The 23644-nt window shown below is 44.3% G+C and carries 23 protein-coding genes, 1 tRNA gene and 1 pseudogene; 16 read left to right on the top strand and 9 right to left on the bottom strand.

Annotated elements, in window-relative coordinates:
* Positions 1-500 precede the first annotated feature (500 nt).
* Together HNR44_RS00210 and HNR44_RS00205 are read left to right on the top strand one after the other, a co-directional pair.
* Positions 501-671 carry a hypothetical protein gene (locus tag HNR44_RS00210; RefSeq protein ID WP_184402128.1) on the top strand — a complete coding sequence of 57 codons (171 nt, stop codon included), beginning with the start codon at positions 501-503 and terminating at the stop codon, positions 669-671.
* Positions 672-889: 218 nt separating this feature from the next.
* Positions 890-1081, top strand: a complete 192-nt coding sequence (locus HNR44_RS00205; RefSeq protein ID WP_184402127.1) for a hypothetical protein — start codon at positions 890-892, stop codon at positions 1079-1081.
* Positions 1082-1162: 81 nt separating this feature from the next.
* On the opposite strand, the pseudogene HNR44_RS00200 reads toward HNR44_RS00205, so the two are convergent.
* The 3 genes and pseudogenes from HNR44_RS00200 to HNR44_RS17965 all read right to left on the bottom strand — a co-directional run bounded on the left by HNR44_RS00200 (position 1163) and on the right by HNR44_RS17965 (position 2680).
* A pseudogene (locus tag HNR44_RS00200) lies at positions 1163-1676 on the bottom strand (GrpB family protein).
* Between the two features lie 170 nt (positions 1677-1846).
* Positions 1847-2248 (bottom strand): secondary thiamine-phosphate synthase enzyme YjbQ, encoded by a 402-nt coding sequence (locus HNR44_RS00195; protein ID WP_184402125.1) that lies wholly within the window; start codon positions 2246-2248, stop codon positions 1847-1849.
* 159 nt (positions 2249-2407) lie between these two features.
* Positions 2408-2680 carry a hypothetical protein gene (locus HNR44_RS17965; protein ID WP_184403480.1) on the bottom strand — a complete coding sequence of 91 codons (273 nt, stop codon included), beginning with the start codon at positions 2678-2680 and terminating at the stop codon, positions 2408-2410.
* Here HNR44_RS17965 and HNR44_RS00185 point away from each other — a divergent pair.
* Entirely contained in the window at positions 2612-2839 is a 228-nt protein-coding gene (locus tag HNR44_RS00185; protein WP_184402124.1) for a hypothetical protein, read from the top strand. The genes HNR44_RS17965 and HNR44_RS00185 overlap by 69 nt on opposite strands.
* A 107-nt stretch (positions 2840-2946) precedes the next feature.
* Here the strand turns inward: HNR44_RS00185 and allD are convergent, their stop codons facing one another.
* Positions 2947-3954 carry an ureidoglycolate dehydrogenase gene (gene allD / locus HNR44_RS00180; RefSeq protein ID WP_184402123.1) on the bottom strand — a complete coding sequence of 336 codons (1008 nt, stop codon included), beginning with the start codon at positions 3952-3954 and terminating at the stop codon, positions 2947-2949.
* 108 nt (positions 3955-4062) lie between these two features.
* Between allD and HNR44_RS00175 the strand changes: the two genes are divergently transcribed.
* The 7 genes from HNR44_RS00175 to HNR44_RS00145 are packed head-to-tail and all read left to right on the top strand — an operon-like array spanning position 4063 to position 10476.
* The gene (locus HNR44_RS00175; RefSeq protein ID WP_246406860.1) at positions 4063-4734 is read left to right on the top strand and encodes a GntR family transcriptional regulator; all 672 of its coding nucleotides are present in this window, start codon (positions 4063-4065) and stop codon (positions 4732-4734) included.
* A gap of 27 nt (positions 4735-4761) precedes the next feature.
* Positions 4762-5769 (top strand): TRAP transporter substrate-binding protein, encoded by a 1008-nt coding sequence (locus HNR44_RS00170; RefSeq protein WP_246406857.1) that lies wholly within the window; start codon positions 4762-4764, stop codon positions 5767-5769.
* Positions 5766-6245, top strand: coding sequence for a TRAP transporter small permease (locus HNR44_RS00165; protein WP_343069306.1), 480 nt, complete (start codon positions 5766-5768; stop codon positions 6243-6245). Before HNR44_RS00170 ends, HNR44_RS00165 begins: the two co-directional genes overlap by 4 nt.
* Positions 6242-7516, top strand: coding sequence for a TRAP transporter large permease (locus HNR44_RS00160; RefSeq protein WP_184402121.1), 1275 nt, complete (start codon positions 6242-6244; stop codon positions 7514-7516). Before HNR44_RS00165 ends, HNR44_RS00160 begins: the two co-directional genes overlap by 4 nt.
* Before the next feature lie 15 nt (positions 7517-7531).
* On the top strand, positions 7532-8548 hold the full coding sequence (locus HNR44_RS00155; protein WP_184402120.1) for a zinc-binding alcohol dehydrogenase family protein: 1017 nt from the start codon (positions 7532-7534) through the stop codon (positions 8546-8548).
* A 22-nt stretch (positions 8549-8570) separates the two neighbouring features.
* Positions 8571-9659, top strand: coding sequence for a mannonate dehydratase (uxuA, locus tag HNR44_RS00150; protein ID WP_184402119.1), 1089 nt, complete (start codon positions 8571-8573; stop codon positions 9657-9659).
* Complete coding sequence (locus HNR44_RS00145; RefSeq protein ID WP_184402118.1) at positions 9646-10476, top strand: SDR family oxidoreductase; 831 nt, start codon at positions 9646-9648, stop codon at positions 10474-10476. Before uxuA ends, HNR44_RS00145 begins: the two co-directional genes overlap by 14 nt.
* Before the next feature lie 191 nt (positions 10477-10667).
* Here HNR44_RS00145 and HNR44_RS00140 read toward each other — a convergent pair.
* Positions 10668-10760, bottom strand: a tRNA-Ser gene (locus HNR44_RS00140).
* 242 nt (positions 10761-11002) lie between these two features.
* On the opposite strand from HNR44_RS00140, the gene HNR44_RS00135 reads away from it, so the two are divergent.
* Positions 11003-12265, top strand: coding sequence for a BaiN/RdsA family NAD(P)/FAD-dependent oxidoreductase (locus HNR44_RS00135; RefSeq protein WP_184402117.1), 1263 nt, complete (start codon positions 11003-11005; stop codon positions 12263-12265).
* On the opposite strand, the gene HNR44_RS00130 is transcribed toward HNR44_RS00135, so the two are convergent.
* The 4 genes from HNR44_RS00130 to HNR44_RS00115 form a co-directional block, all read right to left on the bottom strand.
* On the bottom strand, positions 12254-13588 hold the full coding sequence (locus HNR44_RS00130; RefSeq protein ID WP_184402116.1) for a hypothetical protein: 1335 nt from the start codon (positions 13586-13588) through the stop codon (positions 12254-12256). The genes HNR44_RS00135 and HNR44_RS00130 overlap by 12 nt on opposite strands.
* A 69-nt stretch (positions 13589-13657) precedes the next feature.
* Complete coding sequence (leuS, locus tag HNR44_RS00125; RefSeq protein ID WP_184402115.1) at positions 13658-16081, bottom strand: leucine--tRNA ligase; 2424 nt, start codon at positions 16079-16081, stop codon at positions 13658-13660.
* Between the two features lie 523 nt (positions 16082-16604).
* Positions 16605-16973, bottom strand: a complete 369-nt coding sequence (locus HNR44_RS00120; protein ID WP_184403477.1) for a DUF2642 domain-containing protein — start codon at positions 16971-16973, stop codon at positions 16605-16607.
* Positions 16974-17088: 115 nt separating this feature from the next.
* On the bottom strand, positions 17089-18267 hold the full coding sequence (locus HNR44_RS00115; RefSeq protein ID WP_184402114.1) for an MDR family MFS transporter: 1179 nt from the start codon (positions 18265-18267) through the stop codon (positions 17089-17091).
* A 201-nt stretch (positions 18268-18468) separates the two neighbouring features.
* Between HNR44_RS00115 and mnmM the strand changes: the two genes are divergently transcribed.
* From mnmM to HNR44_RS00090, 5 genes are all read left to right on the top strand, one after another.
* Entirely contained in the window at positions 18469-19041 is a 573-nt protein-coding gene (gene mnmM, locus HNR44_RS00110; RefSeq protein ID WP_184402113.1) for a tRNA 5-(aminomethyl)-2-thiouridylate-methyltransferase MnmM, read from the top strand.
* A 15-nt stretch (positions 19042-19056) separates the two neighbouring features.
* On the top strand, positions 19057-20172 hold the full coding sequence (locus HNR44_RS00105; RefSeq protein ID WP_184402112.1) for an NAD(P)/FAD-dependent oxidoreductase: 1116 nt from the start codon (positions 19057-19059) through the stop codon (positions 20170-20172).
* Between the two features lie 120 nt (positions 20173-20292).
* Entirely contained in the window at positions 20293-21294 is a 1002-nt protein-coding gene (gene desA / locus HNR44_RS00100; protein ID WP_184402111.1) for a Delta(5) desaturase DesA, read from the top strand.
* Between the two features lie 129 nt (positions 21295-21423).
* On the top strand, positions 21424-22563 hold the full coding sequence (locus tag HNR44_RS00095; protein ID WP_184402110.1) for a sensor histidine kinase: 1140 nt from the start codon (positions 21424-21426) through the stop codon (positions 22561-22563).
* On the top strand, positions 22560-23159 hold the full coding sequence (locus tag HNR44_RS00090) for a response regulator (RefSeq protein ID WP_184402109.1): 600 nt from the start codon (positions 22560-22562) through the stop codon (positions 23157-23159). The genes HNR44_RS00095 and HNR44_RS00090 overlap by 4 nt, the downstream gene beginning before the upstream one ends.
* Positions 23160-23644: the final 485 nt, after the last annotated feature.

Here is a 23644-nt window from a genome sequence, read left to right as displayed (position 1 = left end):
ATCTGCTCAATCATGTAAAAGAGCTACCAGTGGTAAAGACAAATTTATCTCCCCTTCCTCATTCTTGCCGTCGTCGTTACACGTTCAATATGGTCATGGCCTGTTGTTTCATTGAAAAGTACTCCTCTTACCATATTTCCTGTATTGGCTATTATCTTGTCTTTATTCACATATACAGAAAGCCTTTTTAGGAATTTGCTGTGTTTACTTACATTTAGTAGCCTATGACCCAAATTGCTTGCGAACATGGAATTCATGCCCATTCGAGGGTTGAGGTCATTCTCTCTCCTCATTAAACGATAGATGTCAAATGTTGTACGCCCCTCCTTATTCTTTACAGTGAGATATCAGATACATTTCAATAATATGGAAAAGTGTAAATAGAAAATCAAAAAAGGACGCAACCCCTATACGGATCTACCATGCATTGATATGATGATCGCAGCTAATGATCATTTCATCATTTAGCCTATGAATAATGCAATATGGAGGTAGTTATCATGAATAAAAAACTTCTTTATGGAGCCCTTTCAGCGATCTTTTCCGTTGGTATGCTAGCTGCATGCGGAGATATGGAAGAAGACCAAGATGCCCCTGCTGGTTCTGAAGATGAAAGCGGTATGGAAGAAGACTCTGGAGCCGAAGATGAAGAGGGCGGGCTGGATCTATAATAGAAACGCAATGGAAAGAAAGGCACCTCCGGGTGTCTTTTCTTTCACACTTGCACGTACCAGTTTTTAATCCACCGGGACCCTCCTCAGCTTATGTACTTTACTGGGATGTGGCAACGATTCCTTTAAAGGACTAAGGGTTTGAACGTCTCTTTGCATCACGTATACAAACAGCTTTTTAATTTCGAATATCTCTTTTTGATATTGGGGTTTTTCAGATGGATGCATCTATGGTTTTATTCATTCTCTTCGGTGGTTTTGTGATTTATTTCTTATGGCGGCGACATTGGTTCAAAATGATCTTTTGTGGATTGGTTGCTGTCTTATTAGGTTTCTTAATGGTTGATCCTGAAGGGACTGTAAGACATATACAGACAGTGTATGAACTTGAATTCCAACGGTTCGGATAGAGTCCTCCGAGATACTCCATCAACTTGAACGTTTTAAAATCATTTGCTTATCCCTTTCAGCTCTTCCTTTAAGTAGGTCATCTACTCCACTGCGTTTGCTTTTGCCATGATTTCCTGTACGATCGAGTTTTTTTGCATCCGCGTAGTGTTGTACGCGCCGCCAATTACGCTGAGCCAAGTCACGCTTGACGCGTGCATAGTTGTCACGATCATATTTGTTGGCTCGCAGCCAATCCCGGAAGCGTAACATTCGGTCGACCTCAGATGCCCCTTTGCTGAATACGTGCAGATTGATGTAGCCGGCTTGCTCCAAGTCCTGGACATAGTTCGTCTCGTCCGCAGAGTCCATGACAACCAATAAAATATCAATGATAGGCTTGGCACACATTCCTGGAACTGAGGTCGATCCCACATGCTTCACTTGCAATGCCTTGTTGCTGAGTACAGAACGAATCCGGTTTGCCTCTTTGTCGAATAACTTAGGCCAGCGTGAATCATACTCCAGGAGAGTGATGGGCGCATTGTGAGGTTTACATTCTCCTAACGTAACCTTCTGAAGAGCTTGATCACTTTTAAATGTTGAATTGTCTTGCATCGATAGCAATACCTCCTCCCGCTTTGTAATTAAACACTCTTCCATATGTCTTGACTTCTCCGATGTTCATGTCCATAGAATGCCATACCACCAGTGTGTACCCATTACAACAATAATGAATATTCTTTGCGACAGGCATAAGAATTTAAAACATTATTTAACAACTATATTTATTCTCCGTTAAATCGTGCATGTACCTTCCGCCCTCTGCGCGGGCCATCGAATTCACAATAATAGATCCCTTGCCATGTTCCTAAGACAAGCCTTCCATCTTTTACTAGCAATGTTTCACTCGTTCCTACTGTACTCGCTTTTAGATGGGCCGCAGTATTGCCCTCCCCATGACGATCTTCAGGGTGAGACCAGGGATATACTTCATCCAAACGGCGTATAAAATCTCTTTTTACATCTGGATCAGCATTTTCATTGACCGTTAAGCCTGCTGTTGTATGCATATTGAAAAGCGTGACCACACCATCGAGGTACCCCTCTTGCGTCACCCAGTCTTGAATATCTTGGGTGATATCAATCATGTCATCCCGGCTTGAGGTGTTGTATTGAAATGTCTTCATGAAAATCACTCCTTAAGGTCGTTTTATGTCTATGCCCGTTTTCAATGACTTTAGCAAAATAGCGATCAGAAATACAACTATAAGATCTTTGTTCTTTTCATTTCAAATGTTTAAAGGCATCATCAATTTTCAGGACCATTAATCCGGACCATTAATCGGTTAACACCCAAAAACTACGGTTTTTATTCTCATCCAAAGACTTTCCAACAAAAATGAGCGGCATTTTAGAGTTTGTAGGATGATAGCACAAAAAGAGCCCCGGAGGGCTCCTTTATGACAGGCTAACACGCACTTCATCAGCGGACCAAAACGCCAAACCTTATGCGTAAGCGTAGGGCCAATATCATGATAAGCGTCTCTCGTTTGGACGCGCACGCCTGGCTGGGTAAGGACTTGAACATCTCGCTCAACCGAGCGGACATCAACGGCCAGAAGGTCGGCGAGGTCTTCCTACGTCACGATGCCACCTTGATCGAGCGCTTCTTCAACGATGCGGCTGGTCCGCACCTGCCGCAAAGGCTTTGGACCGTGACTGCGGCGCACCTCTTGGCCCTCTCGGCCATTGTTGACGGCCATGGGAAGTGCTCTTAGGCACGGCCCATGCTTGGCGTTGACCGCAATGACTTGTCGGATCACTTGCCCGGGATCGGTATCTTGCTCCGGATCCCAACGGCCCACCTAGGTAAAAGAAATTCACCCTATTCGTTTAAATAATCCCAAATATGTTTTGGCAAAGGGATCCCATTTTCCTTTCTTCTCTCTTCTTCCAAAGTTTCAGGCTCACCAGGAACCATAACACGTTCGACTGATTCTGCAGGTTTAACGGAATGGATTTCTCTAATCATTTGATCCATGTTCCCTAAAAATGAATTCATAACCTCAAATTTTTCTGGATTAATTACCATAAAGAAATGTCCTAGACCACGATACTGAGCATAATCCCCGTACATTTTAGATACATGGGGGCCGAAAGCTGAACCCGTTAATAATGCAGAAAAAACCTCGACAACAAAGGCAAGCCCATATCCTTTCGCTCCTCCAAACGGGGATAGAAAGGATACTTGATCGGGGTCGTTTGTGCTAGCACCGTTTTCATCGACACCCCAACCATGAGGAATCTTTTCCCCTTTTTCCTGGGCGTCCAAGATTTTACCTAAAGCTACATTGCTTGTGGCTAAATCAAGAACCACAGATTTTTCCTCTTTTGTAGGGAAACCGAAAGCAATTGGGTTGGTCCCAAAAAAAGGTTCCGCACCTCCAAAAGGCACAACCACTTTATCCGTGTGTGACATAGCAATTCCAATTAGTTTTTCTTCAACAGCTTGATTGACAAAGTAAGAAAGGGCACCGCAATGACTGCTATTTTTTACCCCTACACTCCCAATTCCTGAATCTTTTGCCATCGCTATTGCTTTATCCATTGCCCTTTTTGAAATGACATGACCGAACCCGTTGTCTCCGTCATATATGCATGTGTGATCACTCGTTTCTTCTAAAGTCGGGTAGGCCTCTATATTTAAACCACCCGCTTGAATACGCTTGATATAATGCTCAACCCTGAGTACCCCATGGGAGTCAACGCCCCGTAAGTTCGCGTGGACAAGGACATCTGCTATAATTTTCGCTTCTTCCTCTCTGACTCCATTTGTTAGAAATTTTTCAACCACTTTTTCCTTCAGTTTATGGTGTGTCGCAGCTGTATTCATTTTTTCCACCTCATTATTGTAGATAGCGCTTTCATTTTTATTAAAAATATACTACTATACTTGTATGGTAGTATGTTAATTTTAAAATTACAAGGAGGATTGCATCATTTGAGCTCATTATCCAAGCCTCTCTCCACACGAGATCGTGTATATGAAACGTTAAGGGAAAACATTATTACACTTAAATTTAAACCAGGTTCTTCAATTTCAGAAAAAGAAATTTCTGAATGGATGGAAGTAAGCCGCACGCCGGTTAGGGAGGCATTTCAAAAACTGGAGCAAGATTACTTGCTTGAGATTCTTCCACAAAGAGGATCCATCGTCACCTTAATTGATTCCTCACATGTAGAAGACGCTCGATTTATTCGTGAACATCTTGAAGTTGCCTCCGTACGACTTGCATGTTCGCATTTTGATCCCGAGGTGCTCGATCGTCTTACAATGAATCTACGAATGCAGGAACTGTTTATGCAGGAAAAAAAATTCGATAAGCTATTTCATCTTGATGAAGAGTTTCACGCCTTGATTTCTGAAGGATGTGGTAAAGCCCGAGTCTGGGATGTCATTTCTCAAGTCAATATCCACTTGGATCGGGTAAGAATGCTCAGCCTTACAGCTGAATATAACTGGAAAACTCTTTTGCAACATCATACGGAAATCTTGAAAGCGGTTAAACAAGGAGACGCTGATACCGCCGCAAATATCATGCGTAAACATCTCTCCCTTGTTTCCGTCGATCAGGTAGCATTAAAAGAATCTTTTCCCGCTTACTTCAAATAGAGACTATATCAAGGAGGGAAAACCTTGTTGTTGAAAAAAACAAGCTATGTTGCATTAACCTGTGCATTCGTATTGTCAGGTTGTGCGTCAAACGGGCAGGAAAAAACCGATGATGTTACCCGTTGGACTATGACCCATATCTCTGATGAAAGCCACCCCTGGCACGAAACATCAGAAGTGTTTGCTGAACTTGTTGAAGAAAAAACCGATGGAGAAGTGGTTATAGATATTTATCCTAACAGTCAGCTAGGTGATGAAGTTGATAGCATTAACAGTATTAAATATGGTGCCACCGATGTAACAATTACCGGAGAGACGCTAGAAGTATGGACTCCTAACGCCATTTTGATGGCAACTCCATACGCATTCGAGGATCAGGAACATAAACAGAAAATCATTGAAGGGGAGATCGGACAAGAGATTGAACAAGACATTATCGATGATGTCGGCTTAACGCCTTTATTTTATATGGATCGCTCACCACGAAATTTAACGTCAAACATTCCTATCTCACACCCTGATGATTTAAATGGGTTTAACATTCGTGTTCCAAATGTACCGCTATTTTTAGACGCGTGGGAAGAAGCCGGTGCCAACCCTCAAGTGATTGGTTTGGATGAAACCTTTACCGGTCTGCAGCAGGGAATGATCGATGGCCAGGAAAATCCAAATGATTTGACTGAGAGTAACGGTTTTTATGAAGTGCAGGAGTACGTGAACCTTACCGAACATGTTCCCTCTTGGATCTATGTTGTTGTGGGTAATGAGCAGTTAGAGGCGTTGCCGAAAGATCAAAGGGAACAAGTACTTGAAGCCGCCGAAGAAGCTGAAAATTATGCTCAAGATTTAATGGAAGAACAGGCTGAAGAAGTGGATGAACGTTTGAAAGAAGCAGGCGTTACCTTCAACGAGGTTGATCAGAACGCCTTCCGGGAAGCGATGCTTCCAGCCATCCAGGATAATTTAGAGGAAGAACCATACGAGCTCTATTTACAAATCATCGAAGAAGAAAGCAGAGAGGAGGAAAACAAGTGAAGGCTACAGCTGTATTCGATCAAGTTTTAAAATATATGTCGATCATATTATTTGTGAGCTTACTCGTGGTGGTCCTCATACAGATTATGGATCGCTACCTTCCTTATAGTGCAGTCTGGACTGAAGAATTATCGCGTTATTTATTTGTCTATACCATTACATTCGCTGCCCCCATTGCCATCCGTAAAAACGAATTTATAAAGGTCGACCTATTAATTATGGCTCTTACGGAAAGATGGCGACGATTCTATGAAAGCGCTATTTATGTATTAGTTGCCATATTTTCCGTTGTATTATTCGTAGAGGGGATCCGTTTTTATCGATTGGGAGAAGAATTTGTGGCGCCGGCGCTTGATATTCCGATGAACTATTTTTACGCTTCTGTTCCACTGCTAGCTTTTTTCGTGTTCATTTATTCTCTCATTTTCATTGTTGACCAGTTTACAAACCGTACGTCTGAAGGTGATCCATCATGATGGCTTTGGTATTAGTTATTGGATTTCTTGTCCTTATTATGCTTGGTGTACCCATTGCTTTTAGCCTTGGCATTTCATCTCTACTGTATCTGCTATTTTCCGATACACCACTCACTATTATCCCGCAAGCAATGTTTTCAGGGATGGATTCGTTCGTCTTGCTTGCCATTCCTGCCTTTATTCTTGCCGGAAATCTGATGAATGCTGGAGGTATCACAGACCGGATTATTACTTTTGCAAAAGCTTGTGTTGGACATATTCGCGGGGGGCTGGGAATGACAAATGTTGCTTCCTCCCTAGGTTTCGCAGGAATCTCTGGGACCGCTCTCTCAGACACGGCAAGCCTTGGTTCAGTATTGATCCCGGCCATGAAAAAAGAAGGTTACGGACCCGGATTTTCTGCAGCTGTTACGTCGATTTCCTCAACGGTCGGGCCGATGTTACCGCCTTCGCTTCCGATGATTATTATAGGAACTCTTGCTGGCATATCAATCGGCGACTTGTTTATTGCAGGTGCCATCCCTGGGCTTCTACTCGCGGCCGGGTTCCTGATCGTCACCTATGTGATATCTGTAAAACGAAAATATCCAAAAGAAGAGCGTCAGCCTTTACCTTTTGTAGGTAAATCTTTTCTCGGAGCATTTTGGGCACTGTTAATGGTCGTCATTATTTTATGGGGGATTTTAGGCGGCTACTTTACGCCAACAGAAGCGGCAGTGATCGCAGTTGTGTATGCCTTTATTATTGGCGGGCTTGTGTACCGGGAACTGAAGCCAAAAGATATTCCAACTATTATCGGGAACACACTAACGTTAACAGCATCAATCATATTGCTCGTAGGATTAGCAAACTTATTTGGCTGGATTCTCGTTAATGAAGATATCCCCGTTATGCTAGCAAATGGGATTTTATCTATTACAGAGAACTCATTTTTAATCATTCTATTAATGTTGGGTCTTCTGCTTATCGTCGGCATGTTTATAGAAACAATAGCAGCTCTTGTTATTTTATTTCCTGTATTGTTGCCTGTTGCGGAAGGCATCGGCATGGACCCGATTCATTTTGGGGTCGTTATGGTACTTACACTCATGATTGGGTTGTCTACCCCACCCGTGGGAGTATGCTTGTTTGTTGCCTCAGGCATTGCTAAAGTGCCGATTGGAAGAACTATGAAAGAGCTTATACCCTATTTTGCCGTGGCATTAATTGTCCTATTGATTGTAAGCTACGTGCCATCAATATCATTGTATTTGCCAGGTTTATTTGAATAATGAAGGGATGATTCGATGCAAGCGATTGAAGTGTCTAAACCAGGAAAACTCGATATAATAATGAAGGATATGCCCAAAGTGTCACGTCCGGATGACGTGCTTGTAAGGGTTAAAGCCGTAGGGGTTTGCGGCTCAGATATGCACATTTACCACGGCAGCAACCCTTTCACCGTATATCCAAGGGTGATCGGACATGAAGTCTCCGGTGAAGTGGCAGCGATCGGGAATCAGGTAAGCACACTCAAACCGGGAGATCGGGTCGCGTTAGAACCGATTTCCTACTGCGGGGAGTGCTACGCTTGCCGTCAAGGGCGACAGAATGTATGTGTGAACCTGGAGGTGTACGGCGTACACAGAGATGGCGGGATGAGAGAATTCATGGTCGCACCTGCCGACAATTGGCATAAAGTTAATGAAAATATTTCTTTTGAAGCAGCATCGTTGACTGAACCGATGACGATTGGTGCCCAAGCTACCATGCGGGGCAACGTTCAGGAAGGAGACACGGTCCTGATCATGGGGGCCGGACCAACGGGACTAAGTTGTTTGCTCATGGCTAAACAACTTGGTGCCACCGTATTGATCTCTGATTTTAATCAATATCGGCTTGATTATGCGAAGAGTATTGGGGCCGATCACCTGCTTAACCCGGGAGAAGAAGATCTTGAAAAGGTGATTATTGAAAAAACAGATGAAGAACTTGCCAATGTTGTCATTGATGCCGTTGGTACAGCAAGGACGTTTGAACAAGCGGTTACCCTCGCTTCTATAGCGGGAAAAGTCGTTACACTCGGGTTTAATGAACAACCGTCATCTATTCCGTCCCTTTTATTGACAAAAAAAGAGTTAACCGTTACAGGATCCCGTTTGCAAGCGAATCAATTTGGCACAGTAATCAAACAAGTGAACATTGGGAAACTCGACCCGGCAGCAATGATCTCCCACACTTTTAACTTTAAACAAGTCAAAGAAGCAATTCAATTACTAGAAAATCCACATCAAGAGGCTCGTAAAGTCGTTCTAACATTTTAAGCAGAAAGGATGTGACCCGAACATGCGCATGGTATTTCGCTGGTTCGGAAAAAACAACGATTCAGTAACATTGGAACAAATCAAGCAAATCCCCGGGGTCGAGGGCCTTGTGTGGGCCTTACATGATCGTGAAGCCGGAGAAGTTTGGCCCCTTGTCGAAGTGATGGAAGTAAAAAGGCAAGCGGAAGCGTACGGCTTTCATATCGATGTCGTAGAGAGCATTAACGTCCATGAAGACATCAAGCTCGGACTTCCTTCCCGTGACCACTATATTGAAAACTACAAGCAGAGTATTAAAAATGTCGCTGCCGCCGGTGCTAAAGTCATTTGCTACAACTTTATGCCTGTATTTGATTGGACTCGGACGGATTTATATAAAGAAATGGAAGATGGTTCCACCGCTCTTTTTTATGAAAATGCGAAAGTTAAAGGTATGGATCCCAAAGAACTCGTAAACCAGACAACAAGTAACGCAAGATTTACAATGCCCGGGTGGGAACCGGAAAGGCTTCAAGATCTTGAACGACTGTTTGATGCCTACAGAGGAATGACGGAAGAAGACCTCTGGAACAACTTACAATACTTTCTTGAGCAAATTTTGCCTATCGCTGATCAGCATGATATTCAAATGGCGATTCACCCTGATGATCCGCCTTGGTCTGTATTCGGGCTACCGCGAATTATTACGAACGAAGCGAACGTGGAACGCTTTTTAGCTTTATCCGATCGACCCGCTCACGGGATCACACTGTGCAGCGGCTCCCTAGGTGCAAATCCGGAAAATAATATCGCCGGCATTATTCGCAGATTTCAAGACCGCATTCCGTTCGCGCACATTCGTAACGTTAATGTTCATGATAACGGTGATTTCATTGAGACGTCCCACCGTAGTAAGGACGGATCCGTCGACATTGCCGATATTGTGAAAGCTTACCACGAAAATAATTACACGGGCTATGTCCGTCCAGACCACGGAAGACATATCTGGGACGAAAGGTGTCGTCCAGGATATGGTTTGTACGATCGTGCCCTCGGAATCATGCATCTTTGGGGGCTTTGGGATGCCTATGATCGAGCTGAAAAGGGAGATGAGATAGATGCTGAAAAATAAAGTGGCCGTTGTCACCGGAGGAAGTGGTGTTCTCTGTAGCACGATGGCACAGGAATTAGCCCGTCAAGGAATGAAAGTAGCCATTATCAATCGCACTGCTGAAAAGGGGGAGGAAGTTGCTGCCTCTATTAAAGAACAAAGCGGAACCGCTTTGTCCGTTTCTTGCGATGTTTTGAATGAGGAAAGTATACGGCAGGCTCGTGATCAAGTTAATGCCAAGCTTGGACCTTGCCATTTATTGGTTAACGGCGCCGGGGGAAATCATTCTGATGCAACTACGTCAAAGGAAACCTTTTGTTCAGGTGATATCGAAGATGAATCTATCAGGAGCTTTTTCGACATGACGTTCACCGGCTTTGATCACGTCTTTAGGCTAAATTTGCTAGGCACAGTACTGCCAACACAGGTTTTCGCAAAAGATATGCTTGATCAGGAGGGAGCATCGATCATTAACATCTCATCTATGAGTGCGCCCTCCCCAATGACGAAAGTACCTGCCTATAGCGGAGCCAAAGCAGCGATTGAAAACTTCACCCAGTGGCTTGCCGTGCATTTTGCCGACGCAGGCATACGCGTCAACGCCATATCGCCCGGCTTCTTTTTGACCGATCAAAATCGTTCATTATTAACTACAGAAAACGGGGAGTTAACCGCGCGAGCGAACAAGATTATCACGCACACACCGATGGGGCGATTCGGGGAACCGGAAGATCTTCTAGGGCCACTTCTCTGGTTAGCGGATGAGGAAAGATCACGTTTTGTTACCGGAATTACAGTTCCGGTTGACGGCGGATTCATGGCTTATTCAGGTGTATAATCGAATGGGTTTTGGTATGTAAAGGACGTCCCGAAACTTTTATTTTATAGGGGAGAGCGGCACCGATTGCTACCTTCCTCAACATTTGCAGGAACACACTTTTCCTCTCCCCTGCACTGCTCGAAACTCCAACGCTACACATAAAAACCCTCTCCAGCTGTCCTAGAGAGGGTTGAATCATCGTTTTTAAATGGCGGAGGAGGAGGGATTCGAACCCCCGCGGGCCGTGAGGCCCCTAGTAGTTTTCGAGACTACCCCCTTCAGCCGAACTTGGGTACTCCTCCAATGTTTTATAACCACGCACAGATTCTTATCCTAACGAAAAAATCGTCTATTTTCAAGGGGATCCAAAAATTTTTTCTATTCATTTCACCCCGCTTCTTCGAACATGATAAGATAACGTTTGATTATGTTTTAAGACAAAAAGAGCCGAGTATGTCGAGGAGGCGTAGCTTCGAGCATCCTGCTTGCACTACGAAAGCTTTTTTCGGATGTTTTGAACAACCTCTTTAAAGGAGCCCATCTTATGGAAAAAGTCATCGTCATTGGCGGCGGTCCTTCCGGACTCATGGCAGCCGTTGCTGCTGCACGCCACGGGGCAGCTGTTACATTAATGGATAAAGGCGACAAGCTGGGTCGTAAACTCGCGATCTCCGGCGGGGGCCGCTGCAATGTCACTAACCGTATGGAAGAGCGCGAACTCATCCGTTACATCCCCGGAAATGGGAAGTTTATGTACAGTCCGTTCTCTGTTTTTAATAATGAAGATATAATTGCTTATTTCGAGGATCTGGGAATTGCTCTAAAGGAAGAAGATATGGGAAGAATGTTCCCCGTGAACAATAAAGCAGCCACTGTAGTACAGACGCTGCTCGATCAATTACAGGTGCTCGGCGTCAATATGATCACCGATCAGCGCGTAACCGGACTCGTTTTCGAGGAAGACCAAGTCACTGGTGTGACGTTAGAAGATGATCACTTCGTTTCTTGCAATCGTGTCATTGTGGCGACGGGCGGGACTTCCGTCCCTCACACCGGTTCTACAGGAGATGCTTATCCGTGGGCACGAAAAGCCGGGCACACTGTCACGGAGCTCTATCCAACAGAAGTTCCGATCACATCAAGCGACCATTTTATTCAAGAACGCACATTGCAAGGGCTATCTCTCCGCGATGTAGAACTCACGGTCTGGAATCAAAAAAAGAAGGCGATCGTGAAACACGGAGGGGATATGCTTTTTACCCATTTCGGTATTTCTGGCCCTATCGCCTTGCGTTGCAGCCAATATATCGTGAAAGAACGGAAGAAAAACGATGGCAAGCCTGTCTCCTTAAGCATCGACCTTTATCCCGATGAAAGCCTCGGAGGACTTGAACAAACGTTGCACAAATGGAAAAAAACAGCGGGTGAAAAATCCTGCAAAAACGTGCTCAACACGCTCGCACCCGAACGTTTTCTGCTTCTTTTATTCGAGCGCACAAATATCGATCCAGCTCAGGCTCTCAAAAATGTGCACGCTGAAACCTTGCAAGCACTGGCAAAAGAAGCCAAACGCTTCACCTTTTCTTCAGACGGCACCCTTTCCCTGAAAAAAGCCTTTGTTACTGGTGGAGGCGTCTCGATCAAGGAAATTGAGCCGAAAACGATGCAATCTAAGATCAAGCAAGGGCTGTATTTTTGCGGTGAAGTTTTGGACATCCATGCCTATACCGGCGGTTTTAATATCACCTGCGCATTCTCCACTGGGTATACGGCGGGAAAAAGTGCGGCTGAATCGCTAGAGGAGTAGAATGGCCGCCAGGACGCCAACCGCACTAAATACAAGGGCAAAGGGCATATTCCGAAGTGTGATACGATAGGGATTTTGCTCGGTATGGCGAGCGGTAAGCGTAACGGTAATTCCATACGTGCTCACTGTAAAGGTTGCCAGTGCAGCAACCACATACACAATGGTTAAACTCTCTGGGCTGATTGGCATCAAGATTGTCCCGACCACTTCGTGCAGAAGGGTCATCGTAGCAATGGGGTGGATACCAACCATCGCCATTGCAATAAAGGCCAAAGGGATTCCTGCCAGTATAGCTGCTGGCGAAACTCCCCCTGTTTCAAAGGGCGCCTGCACCCATTCAATGACCGGCGTTTCACTCAATGTTCCAGTAAACCACCCTAACGACACGAAAAGAACGACAAATGGGTGAATGTTTTCCTCAAGCTGCTTTCGAAAAGCATCTCGTGCAAGCACTTGAAAACGCCAGCGTCTTCGGCATATGCTTGCCCACACCCAGGCAAAAGGCGGAATAACGAGCGTTACCATCAAGATAAATGAAAAATCAAGGAGTTCTCCAAGACCGACGACAATCACAAGAAAAGAAATAATCGCCAATAATAACGTCCATACCTTTCCAGACGATCGTGTCCGAATTTCCTCATGATGCGAGAGCATCACTTGTTCATTTTTCCACAGATATCCACGAATAATTTCAATCAAAAGCATCGTTACGGAAATGAGTAGAAACCAAGGAAAAACAGCGATGTAACCAGCACCTGTCAGATCTAAAGCAAGTACAAGCATAATCTCCATAGGCATCCAGACGAGGACGAGTGCAAACCCGCGTAATGTGACACGGCTGATGAACGCGTCACGCTTGCCTTTTTTCCATGATTGCAAGTGGCGGGCAAGCGTAGACTGGATCAGTGGAAGCACGGATAGATTCATGAAAGGAACGAGCCCGTAACTTGTCAACAAACTGCGCTGATTCAAGTAACCGCTGCTTTCGACCCGGTGAAATAACCAATGTTGCAATTGCTTGTCGTATCGTCCTGCCCGTACCGCTGTTTGTATAAATGGAAGTGCGCTCACAAACGCAACAAGGGTCAGATTATCGCTAAGTAAATGCGGAATATCCATAAATGTAACTGCACTGAATCCATACAAAATGACTCCAAGCGCTACGAATATACCGCCTAATATTTGAAACAATCGACCAGCACGGTAAAAGGATAGAAAAAACATCGATAACGCCAGCCAGCCAGAAGCTTGGGTGAGAGCCTCCGATGCAGTAATCACAGCCATAAGATAGATGATGAGTACGAAGAGGTAATACAGATACATCTTGTGGTGTTCCCCCTATAAAAACAAAATCGAGTGAAAGGCTGGTGTCCTCTCACTCGATTCTGTTGCTTAATTCGCCACGATATTCACGAGTTTTCCTGGAACGGCGATGACTTTACGTATCGTCTTTCCTTCAATAACCGTGGTCACTTTTTCATCAGCAAGTGCGACTTTTTCCATCTCTTCTTTCGTTGCTTCTTTAGATATTTGCAGCTTCGAGCGAACTTTCCCGTTTACTTGGATCACAACCTCTACCTCATCCTCAACGAGATAAGACTCATCATAGGTCGGCCACGCTTCATACGTTATGGACGATGTATGACCGAGAATGGACCACAATTCTTCTCCTACATGCGGGGAAAGCGGAGATAACATTTTAACAAATCCTTCCACAGCCGCACGCGGAATCGTCTCTTCTTTATAACAAGCATTGATAAACACCATTAATTGGCTAATACCGGTGTTAAAACGCATATGCTCAAAATCATCACTGACTTTTTTCACCGTTTGATGGTAGGTCGACCAGAGCTTATGATCATCTTCGGTGCGATCTGAAACGGCTGATGTCAACTGGCCCTCTTCATCCACCAGCAACCGCCATACACGGTCAAGAAAACGCCGGGACCCATCTAGGCCATTATGTGACCAGGCAACCGAAGCGTCAAGCGGACCCATAAACATTTCATATAAACGTAAAGTGTCGGCACCATGACTTTTCATAATATCGTCCGGATTGACGACATTTCCTTTCGATTTACTCATTTTCTCATGATTTTCGCCTAAAATCATTCCTTGGTTGTACAATTTCTGGAATGGTTCTTTCGTAGGGACGACTCCAATGTCGTACAAGAACTTATGCCAAAAGCGGGCGTACAGCAAATGCAACACCGCATGCTCTGCACCGCCAAGGTACATGTCCACCGGCAGCCAGTAGTCCATCTTATCCGGATCGGCCAAAGCTTCTTCATTTTGTGGGTCAATGAAGCGCAAATAATACCAGCAGCTACCCGCCCATTGCGGCATCGTATTCGTCTCACGCCGGCCTTTCATGCCCGTCTCAGGATCGGTTACTTCTAACCACTCTGAAGCATTCGCAAGCGGTGACTCGCCATTGCCCGATGGCTTAAATTCATCAAGATCAGGAAGCACTAGCGGTAATTCACTTTCATCAACGGCTGACATGGAACCGTCTTCCCAATGAATGATCGGTATCGGTTCTCCCCAATAACGCTGACGGCTAAATAACCAGTCACGAAGACGATACGTCGTCTTTTTTCGGCCTGCATTTTGCTCTTCAAGCCACGCAATTACTTTTTCAATCGCATCTTCTTTATTCAAACCGTTCAGAAAATCAGAGTTGACATGTTCACCGTCTCCGGTGTGAGGTTCTTCCTCAATATTTCCTCCGGTGACGACTTCTCGAATCGGCAGATCAAACGCGTTTGCAAATTCATAATCACGTTCGTCATGAGCGGGAACCGCCATCACAGCACCTGTGCCATACGAGGCAAGCACGTAATCAGCAATCCAAATGGGAATCTCTTCTCCATTGACCGGGTTCATCGCATACGCCCCTGTGAAAACCCCGGATTTTTCTTTTTGCAATTCCGTTCGTTCCAAATCACTCTTCAAGGAAACTTTCTTTTTATATTCTTCCACTTGTTGACGTTCATGGTCGCTAGTAATCTTGTCCACAAGTTCATGTTCCGGCGCGAGTACCATGTACGTTGCACCGAACAACGTATCAGGACGGGTCGTAAACACGTCTACCGATTCATCGTGACGGGCGATATCAAATATAACCTCTGCACCTTCAGACCTTCCAATCCAATTGCGCTGCATATCTTTGATACTTTCTGGCCAGTCAATCTCATCCAGATCTTCCAACAGACGGTCGGCATAGGCTGTAATTTTTAGCATCCATTGTTTCATTGGCCGCCGTTCCACCGGGTGGCCCCCGCGTTCACTCACTCCATCAACGACTTCTTCATTCGCAAGAACCGTCCCAAGCGCTGGGCACCAATTCACAGGCACCTCATCGATATAGGCTAACCCATGTTTATATAGTTGCAAGAAAATCCATTGTGTCCATTTGTAATACTTCGGATCCGTCGTATCGATTTCCCGATCCCAATCCAGTGAAAAACCTAACGCCTTAATTTGCCGACGAAAGTTATCAATATTTGATTGTGTAAAGGTATCAGGGTGTTGATTCGTATCCAGCGCATACTGCTCCGCTGGCAATCCAAAAGCATCCCAACCCATTGGATGAAGCACGTTATATCCTTGCATCCGTTTCATACGTGCAAGAATGTCGGTGGCCGTATACCCTTCTGGGTGACCAACGTGAAGTCCTGCTCCTGATGGATAAGGGAACATATCTAATACGTAAAATTTAGGCTTGGATGTATCATCTGCATCCGTTTGAAACGTTTTCTCCTTCGCCCAAAAATCCTGCCACTTTTTCTCGATTTTCTCATGTGGAAAGGCCATTATGAACGCCTCCTTATACTCTGATTTTAACTCGTGCATGCTCAGGAAGTGATGATAGCCGCCCCTTTTCTCACATGTCGACGAGCTTTCATCGGAATTAGTATCTTTGACATCTGCCCAATACGTAGCGAAATGAGTCAAAGATTCCCTTATCCTACCGACGAGTTTAAACATGATCTTTTTCTTAAAAAATAAAAACCGCCCCTCCTCAGGGACGGGATCTATATGTATCGCGCCGAAAGATAACGTCGAATGGATGACGCCATACTGTCACAGAGGGTAAGCTTCTTATGTTCCCGTGCTTCTTGATACTGTCATTGTAGGCAGGAAACCCGGTAATGTCAAGGTTGAGAGCTATTGCCCACCGGTTATTGTTGAATATTGATATTGTCAGTTTTTCTCTATTACAAAGCAGTATAAACCCAAGCAAAAAAAGCATGAAAGTATGTACACCATCATACTTCCATGCTCATTCTTTGTTTTTAGATGTTCAAATAAGTCCGGGCCTTCGTATCTGCCCTGTCTATCCAATTGGAAATCCTTCAAAAAACACAATCTCACTTATCCGCAAATGGATCGCCCGATCTTCATTGATATTGATTTGAATATGGTCCACAGCCACGGCTGTTAACAGCCCTTCCACTACTTTTCCAGAGGTCGTTTCTACCATAATTTCCATATCCGTATGTCTGCTTAAATGATCCACAAACACGGGGTCAAGCGAAGTCACATAGAATGTAGGCTGCGGTACAGCTGGAACAGGAAAGATCGGCGAATAAAGAACCTGGTTTTGATTGACAAAAGCTGGTTGATCCACAGGGTGCACCTTCATGGAAGGTTGATATTTCATGGACCTTTCATATTCTTGCTTGGTGTAATTAGAGTCGTACATTTTACTCACACGAAAACACCTCTTTTTCGAAACCCAGTTTCTACATAGCTATGCTAAAACGAAGCGCCCATGCATAATAATGGCCTTACGGCAAATACCGGCAACCTTCGAGTGATTACAACTGTTTTCGTTCTTCCGCATTCAAGAAACGCTCGTATAGACTGAAGCTGGCAAAAGCAATGGCATACAAAAATAACAGTACCGTGAAAAGAACATGCATATTGAACATATCTGCAAGTAGTCCGCCAAGGAATGGTCCAATCATTCTCCCAGCTGAGGCAACACTGTTCACAAACCCTTGGTAAGACCCTTCTTTCCCTTTTGGTGCGAGTCTGAAAGCAATGGTTGGAACAGCTGGCCAAACGAATAATTCCCCAATGGTAAGAATCAACATGGCAATGAGGAATCCAGCAAAGACTTCTGCCTGTAATAACATAAAATAGGCTATGGCAAAAACAACGACGCCAACCATTAACTGTGCTTTTAGACGTTTGATCCAATACTTAACGATGAGTGCCATGACCGGCTGCAGGGCAACGATAAGAAAACCATTGATCGTCCATAACAAACTGTAATTTTGCAACCCAACACCAAGATCCTGCATGTGTACCGAAATGTTCGAGAGCCACTGAACGTAGCCAAGCCAACAGATAAAGAAACCAACCGCCACGACGATCAGCGGCACCAGATTCCCTTGACGAAGAGCTGCTTCTCTCATCGCAGCCGCCTCTTTCGCTTGTGTAGACCTCTCTTGCACCCTCCGAAAAGCGATCGCGGCGAATGTGAATAGCAAAAGATATGTAAAGCTATTCGCAATAAAAATAAATTCAATATTTATAGATGCCACAAGCCCTGCCAACGCAGTCCCCGCTGAAACCCCAACATTTTGCGCTACATACATGGCATTGAAAGGACGCCTCCCCCCTTGTGGCCAAATTGATCCGGCAAGCGAATAGAAACAAGGGACAACCATTCCGTGTCCAAAACCAATCCCCGTAAGAAAAGCCATGTATTGATAATAGTCATGAAAAAATGCAAGAAAAATGGCAGAGATCGTGGAAACCGATAGACCCAGCATTAATGTTTTATATCCGCCAATGCGGTCAAAACATCTTCCGCCAATCAGATTTCCAACGATTGCCGCCCCAGCATTCATCATTAGCACGAGACCAGCGGCAGCGAGAGGCTCCCCCAATTGCCGATGGATATAAATGGTATTCAACGGCCAAAGGAACGAGGCAGCAATGACATTTGTGGACATTCCGATAATCAAAAGCCAGATAATCTTTGGCAATCCTTCACCTCATTTCTTTTACCGCAGACTATCGTATAAGAATTGATAAAATATTACAATGATTTTGAGTAAAGGATCGGTTTGGTTTCGGAAAATACAGCATGCTACACTGTATGAAAGCCGCACTCACATTGACTTCCGAAACCGTGCGGGGAAAAAACCGATGAAAAATAAATATTTAGCAGAAACGGTGCGTTTGACATGAGTTTATATGACGTTATTCCTTTTGCCCACCATTTATTAGCACGAGCAATCACACCTGGAGATACGGTGGTTGATGCTACTGTTGGCAACGGCCATGATACCCTTTTTCTAGCTGAGACAGTTGGCTCAGACGGACAAGTCATTGGTTTCGACATTCAACAAGAAGCCATTCGAAATACCAGTGAACGTCTCGAAAAAGAACAACTTCATGAGCAGGTCATTTTAATAAAAGATAGCCATGCCTCTGTGGGGGATGTATTTAGGAAAAACGACAACCCTCCGCCAACTGCAGCCATTTTTAACCTGGGCTACTTGCCGGGAAGTGACAAAACTATTGTAACAAACAGTAAGTCTACAATCACCGCCATCAACCAGCTGCTGAAGTTACTGCCCAAGAAGGGGTTAATTGTGTTAATTATTTATCACGGCCATAAGGAAGGAAAAAAGGAGCGGGATGACCTTCTTTCTTTTACCTCAACCCTCGATCAGCAACAGGTACTTGTCGCACGTTATGAATTCAGCAATCGAAAAAATCATCCCCCATTCTTACTTGCCATCGAAAAACAATAGGAAACGGAGTCAAACATGAAGAACATCATCATTGTTGGAGCCGGGATCCTCGGAGCTTCAACCGCTTATCATTTAACGAAAAAAGGATATGAAGTGACGATCATTGATCGTGAAGACAAGGGACAAGCGACCGCCGCAGCAGCAGGCATGATCTGTCCATGGATTTCTCAAAGACGCAATCAAGCCTGGTACACTCTCGTCAAAAATGGAGCCGCCTATTATCCGAAACTAATCGCCGAATTAGAACAGGCCGGCGAAACAAACCCTGGGTATAAGCGAGTCGGCGCCCTGCGCTTACATACCGATGAAAAGAAGTTAGCCGAAACGAAGGAGCGCGCGGAAATCAAGCGGCAAAATGCACCGGAGATTGGCGAACTCCACCTCCTCTCCCCCCAAGAAACGAAAGAGCACCTCCCGATTCTTGAAGGTACATACAGCAGTCTGTATGTGAGCGGAGCGGCACGCGTGGATGGTGGTCTTTTGCGAGACGCTTTACTGAGAACTGCAGTAAAATCTGGCGCCCGCTTTGTACATGGCAACGCAGCCCTTTTAACGGAAGGAAGTCGTGTAGTAGGGGCCCAGACTGAAGCAGAGGAATGGTATGCTGATCAAGTCATCGTCACTGCGGGTGCTTGGGCCCAATCCCTGTTAGATCCGTTGAACATTGATGTACATGTAAGCGAACAAAAAGCACAAATCATTCATCTTGAACTCCCTTTTAAAGAGACAGGAAATTGGCCAGTTGTGCTGCCCCCCGGCAAAAAATATTTATTACCATTTGAGCAAGGACGTCTCGTGGTAGGTACCACACATGAAGACCATACAGGGTTCGACAATCGTATAACTGCTGGCCCCATTCATGAAATTTTAACGGAAACCATACAAATCGCACCTGAACTCGCCAACACAGAGTGGGTGGAAACACGCGTAGGCTTCCGTCCCTTCACCCCGAATTTACTGCCCGTGTTTGGAAATATCCCCGGCTTAAAAGGCTTAATATTTGCCAATGGCCTGGGCGCCACCGGCTTAACGATGGGACCATATTTAGGCTCCATCCTCGCGAACATGGCCATTGGCGAGCCAGTAGATATAGACACATCGAAATACCCGGTTCCACCCTCAAGCTCATAGTGGTTATGAGTTTTTATATGACACTTGTCATACTTCAGCACTGACATTTATGTCTTAAAATGCTTATGCGTATTCCCTAATATAAGATGTAGATAGAATATCCCATCATAGGGGGAAGTTATGAGTAAGCAAAAACAGAAGCAGTTAAAGAAGAGCACCGCACCTTTTGCAATTTCAGATACAAGGGCAGGTATCCTGCAGCTGATCAATTCCATTCTTCCGTTTTTCCTGTTTTGGTTCCTCGCCTACCATAGTTTATCGATTTCCGTGTGGCTAACATTTGTATTCGCTGTTATTGCAGCCGGTTTTGTCGTACGAATCTTTATTATCTTCCATGACTGCACCCACGGGTCTTTTTTCAAGAGTAGTAAAGCGAATCGGCTTGTCGGTACGATAACCGGAATTATTACCCATTTTGCCTTTTCAAAATGGAAACGCAGCCATGCGATGCATCATGCAACCAGCGGGAATTTAGATAAACGTGGGACTGGAGATATATGGATGATGACCGTCAATGAATATATTCATGCCCCCTTTTGGACCCGGTTATCGTATCGTCTATATCGAAATCCAATCGTGATGTTTGGATTAGGTCCGTGTTTCCTTTTTCTCATCGAGAATCGCTTTAATAAAAAAGATGCAAAACAAAAAGAAAAAATGAACACGTATTTGATTAACACTTCCATCGCAATGATTTATACGCTTGTAATATGGGCGATCGGTTGGCAAGCTTTCCTCTTCGTACAGGGCCCTATTTTATTTATATCCGGGATGTTAGGTATTTGGTTGTTTTATGTACAGCATCAGTTTGAAGATTCCTACTTTGAAAATGAAGAGGAGTGGAGTTTTGTAAAAGCTGCAATCGATGGAAGTTCCTATTACAAACTTCCAAAAGTAATACAATGGATCACAGGCAACATTGGTTTCCATCATGTACACCATCTAAGTCCAAAAGTCCCCAATTACCATCTGGAGAAAACGCATGAAAATATAACCCCTCTCCAACAAGCCACAACGATTACACTTGCTACCAGTTTGAAGTCGCTTCGTTTCCGGCTATTCGATGAAGCCAACCAGACATTTGTCAGCTTTAAAGAGATTAAGGATCGTTCACCAAAATAGACCATAGAAATCATCATACCCCTAACTCCCAGCAATGAATAAAAGAGAACGGGAACGTCTTTCAATTTCAGATTGAAGGGCTTTTCTTCTGTTCTTTTGTTACACTAATACTAAAAGGAGGAGTCGAGGATGCAAAATTGGTTTCATATTTTTCCGAAAAACACTGGACTTAGTTTATATGCCTGGATCATCTTTTGTCTTCTCCCTTTTTATTTTATTATTAGCTCCTCGTCATTATTGGAAACCAGTATCGGAATTTTAATGATAATCTTGTTTTTTACTGCATATCGGCTATCCTTTATTAAGAAAGGCTGGACGGTCTACCTCTCCTTAGGTGTAGAAATGGCAATTAGCATCGGAATGACGATGTATTTTGGTTATGTTTACTTCGCACTTTTTCTAGCCTTTTTTATTGGGAATATCCAAAATAAATCTGGATTTATAACCTTATATGTTATTCACGTTATTACGACTATTTCGGCCATTAGCGTTGGTTTTTTCATCCAAAGCCAAACCTTTCTTATGCAATTGCCTTTTATTATTATTAGCATTATTGGCGTCATCCTTTTGCCGATCACGATTTACAACCGAAACAAACGGGAAATGTTGGAAAATCAATTGGAAGATGCCAATGAAAAAATCTCCCAACTCATGGTCATCGAGGAACGGCAACGGATTGCTCGTGATTTACATGACACATTGGGTCAAAAGCTTTCCCTCATCGGATTCAAAAGTGATTTGGCCGAAAAACTCATGGACACCAACCTTGATTCTGCCAAATCAGAAATTAATGATATCCATCATACGGCAAGAACAGCTTTAAATGAAGTACGTGACATCGTTTCCGATATGAAAGGAGCAAAACTAAAAGATGAGGTCAAACGTGTCCAAGAAATTCTCAAAGCTTCTCAAATTGAGTTTCACATCAAGGGACCCACTGATCTCCCGAATACACCTTTATTGGTGGAAAATGTGGTGAGTATGTGTTTAAAGGAAGGGATAACCAATGTGGTTAAGCATAGCCAAGCTACATTCTGCCATCTCTTCATCATGGACTCCACTGCCGAATTGGTAATGAAAGTGCAAGATAACGGTACCGGTATCCTTTCAAACAAGAAAACGTTTAAAGAAAGCGGTCTTCAAGGGATGAAAGAACGGCTGGAATTTGTGAATGGCAGCTTACGTATTGAATCCTCCAATGGTACCATGCTCACTATACGAGTACCGCATGTGATTAAACAAATGGGCGATGAGGAGGGATCGGTGTGATTCGAATTGTTATTGCAGAAGATCAACAGATGCTGCTTGGGGCCCTTGGCTCATTACTAGATTTTGAAGAAGATATGGCAGTTGTCGGAAAAGCAAAAGATGGAGAAGAGGCCTTGAATATCGTTAACAAATACCAGCCTGATATCTGTATCATGGACATAGAAATGCCGTTAAAGAGCGGACTCGAGGCTGCTGAGGAACTAAAGGATCATTCATGTAAAGTGATTGTGCTAACCACCTTTGCCCGTGCGGGATATTTTGAACGCGCCCGCAAAGCGGGGGTAAATGGATATTTATTAAAAGATAGTCCAAGTGAGGATTTGGCTAATTCCATCCGTACGATAACGAGTGGCAGAAAAGTATATGCACCGGAACTTGTCGATATGGTTTACGACGATCATAATCCCTTAACGGAGCGGGAAGAGGAGGTGCTTCGACTGATCGCCGACGGTAAGAATACAGGAGAAATTGCCAATCAGCTTCATATAAAAAATGGCACTGTCCGTAATTATGTCTCCGTGATTTTGGAAAAATTGGATGTCGGTAATCGCATCGAAGCGATCTCTCGTTTTAAAGAGAAGGGGTGGTTTAAGTGAGAATGCTCAAAAGTTCTTTCCCGTCCATTAAAACGTTCTTAGGCGAATGATCTGATGGAGCGAGTGGAACGGGATTCAGCTCGGAGAGTGGTTTTTTCAGCCCAGCAACACATTTATTCAGATGAACGAGATGATTCGGCGCGCTGAGCATTTTATTCAGCGCTTGAGGAACTTTTTCGGCCGGTGCGCAGCATTTAGCCGCAAGGAGAAAGAACTTCTGGCACGGAGCGCTAGTACCGGCGTTGCCACAGGAGGTGGCGATTTTAGCCGATTTCCTTTAAGTCCCGGACTTTTTGAACAACCCCTATAACGAGATTGTCAGGTTGGTTCATGAAGGAACCTGACAAGATAAATTCAAATGAAAGTCTAAGTGTTGATAAATCCTATCTATTTATAATGCCGCAGAAAAAATGCTCTCACAGGCACATGTTTGAAGCTGATTGGGAAGTCCTGCTGTGCACTAGATTCTATATAAGAGTAAATCG

The organism is Geomicrobium halophilum (assembly GCF_014207655.1).
GTDB lineage: Bacteria > Bacillota > Bacilli > Bacillales > Marinococcaceae > Geomicrobium > Geomicrobium halophilum.
Note: the sequence above shows the minus strand (reverse complement) of the source record. Positions and strands in the feature narration are given on the sequence as shown.

Bases quoted from the DNA above. Each gene is read 5' to 3' on its own strand.
- mnmM (WP_184402113.1), top strand. From the start codon at position 18,469: ATGAGTTTATATGACGTTATTCCTTTTGCCCACCATTTATTAGCACGA.
- HNR44_RS00095 (WP_184402110.1), top strand. From the start codon at position 21,424: ATGCAAAATTGGTTTCATATTTTTCCGAAAAACACTGGACTTAGTTTA.
- allD (WP_184402123.1), bottom strand. From the start codon at position 3,954: ATGAATACAGCTGCGACACACCATAAACTGAAGGAAAAAGTGGTTGAA.
- HNR44_RS00160 (WP_184402121.1), top strand. From the start codon at position 6,242: ATGATGGCTTTGGTATTAGTTATTGGATTTCTTGTCCTTATTATGCTT.
- HNR44_RS00105 (WP_184402112.1), top strand. From the start codon at position 19,057: ATGAAGAACATCATCATTGTTGGAGCCGGGATCCTCGGAGCTTCAACC.
- HNR44_RS00195 (WP_184402125.1), bottom strand. From the start codon at position 2,248: ATGAAGACATTTCAATACAACACCTCAAGCCGGGATGACATGATTGAT.
- leuS (WP_184402115.1), bottom strand. From the start codon at position 16,081: ATGGCCTTTCCACATGAGAAAATCGAGAAAAAGTGGCAGGATTTTTGG.
- uxuA (WP_184402119.1), top strand. From the start codon at position 8,571: ATGCGCATGGTATTTCGCTGGTTCGGAAAAAACAACGATTCAGTAACA.
- desA (WP_184402111.1), top strand. From the start codon at position 20,293: ATGAGTAAGCAAAAACAGAAGCAGTTAAAGAAGAGCACCGCACCTTTT.
- HNR44_RS00205 (WP_184402127.1), top strand. From the start codon at position 890: ATGGATGCATCTATGGTTTTATTCATTCTCTTCGGTGGTTTTGTGATT.
- HNR44_RS00130 (WP_184402116.1), bottom strand. From the start codon at position 13,588: ATGTATCTGTATTACCTCTTCGTACTCATCATCTATCTTATGGCTGTG.
- HNR44_RS00135 (WP_184402117.1), top strand. From the start codon at position 11,003: ATGGAAAAAGTCATCGTCATTGGCGGCGGTCCTTCCGGACTCATGGCA.
- HNR44_RS00120 (WP_184403477.1), bottom strand. From the start codon at position 16,973: ATGTACGACTCTAATTACACCAAGCAAGAATATGAAAGGTCCATGAAA.
- HNR44_RS00210 (WP_184402128.1), top strand. From the start codon at position 501: ATGAATAAAAAACTTCTTTATGGAGCCCTTTCAGCGATCTTTTCCGTT.
- HNR44_RS00155 (WP_184402120.1), top strand. From the start codon at position 7,532: ATGCAAGCGATTGAAGTGTCTAAACCAGGAAAACTCGATATAATAATG.
- HNR44_RS00145 (WP_184402118.1), top strand. From the start codon at position 9,646: ATGCTGAAAAATAAAGTGGCCGTTGTCACCGGAGGAAGTGGTGTTCTC.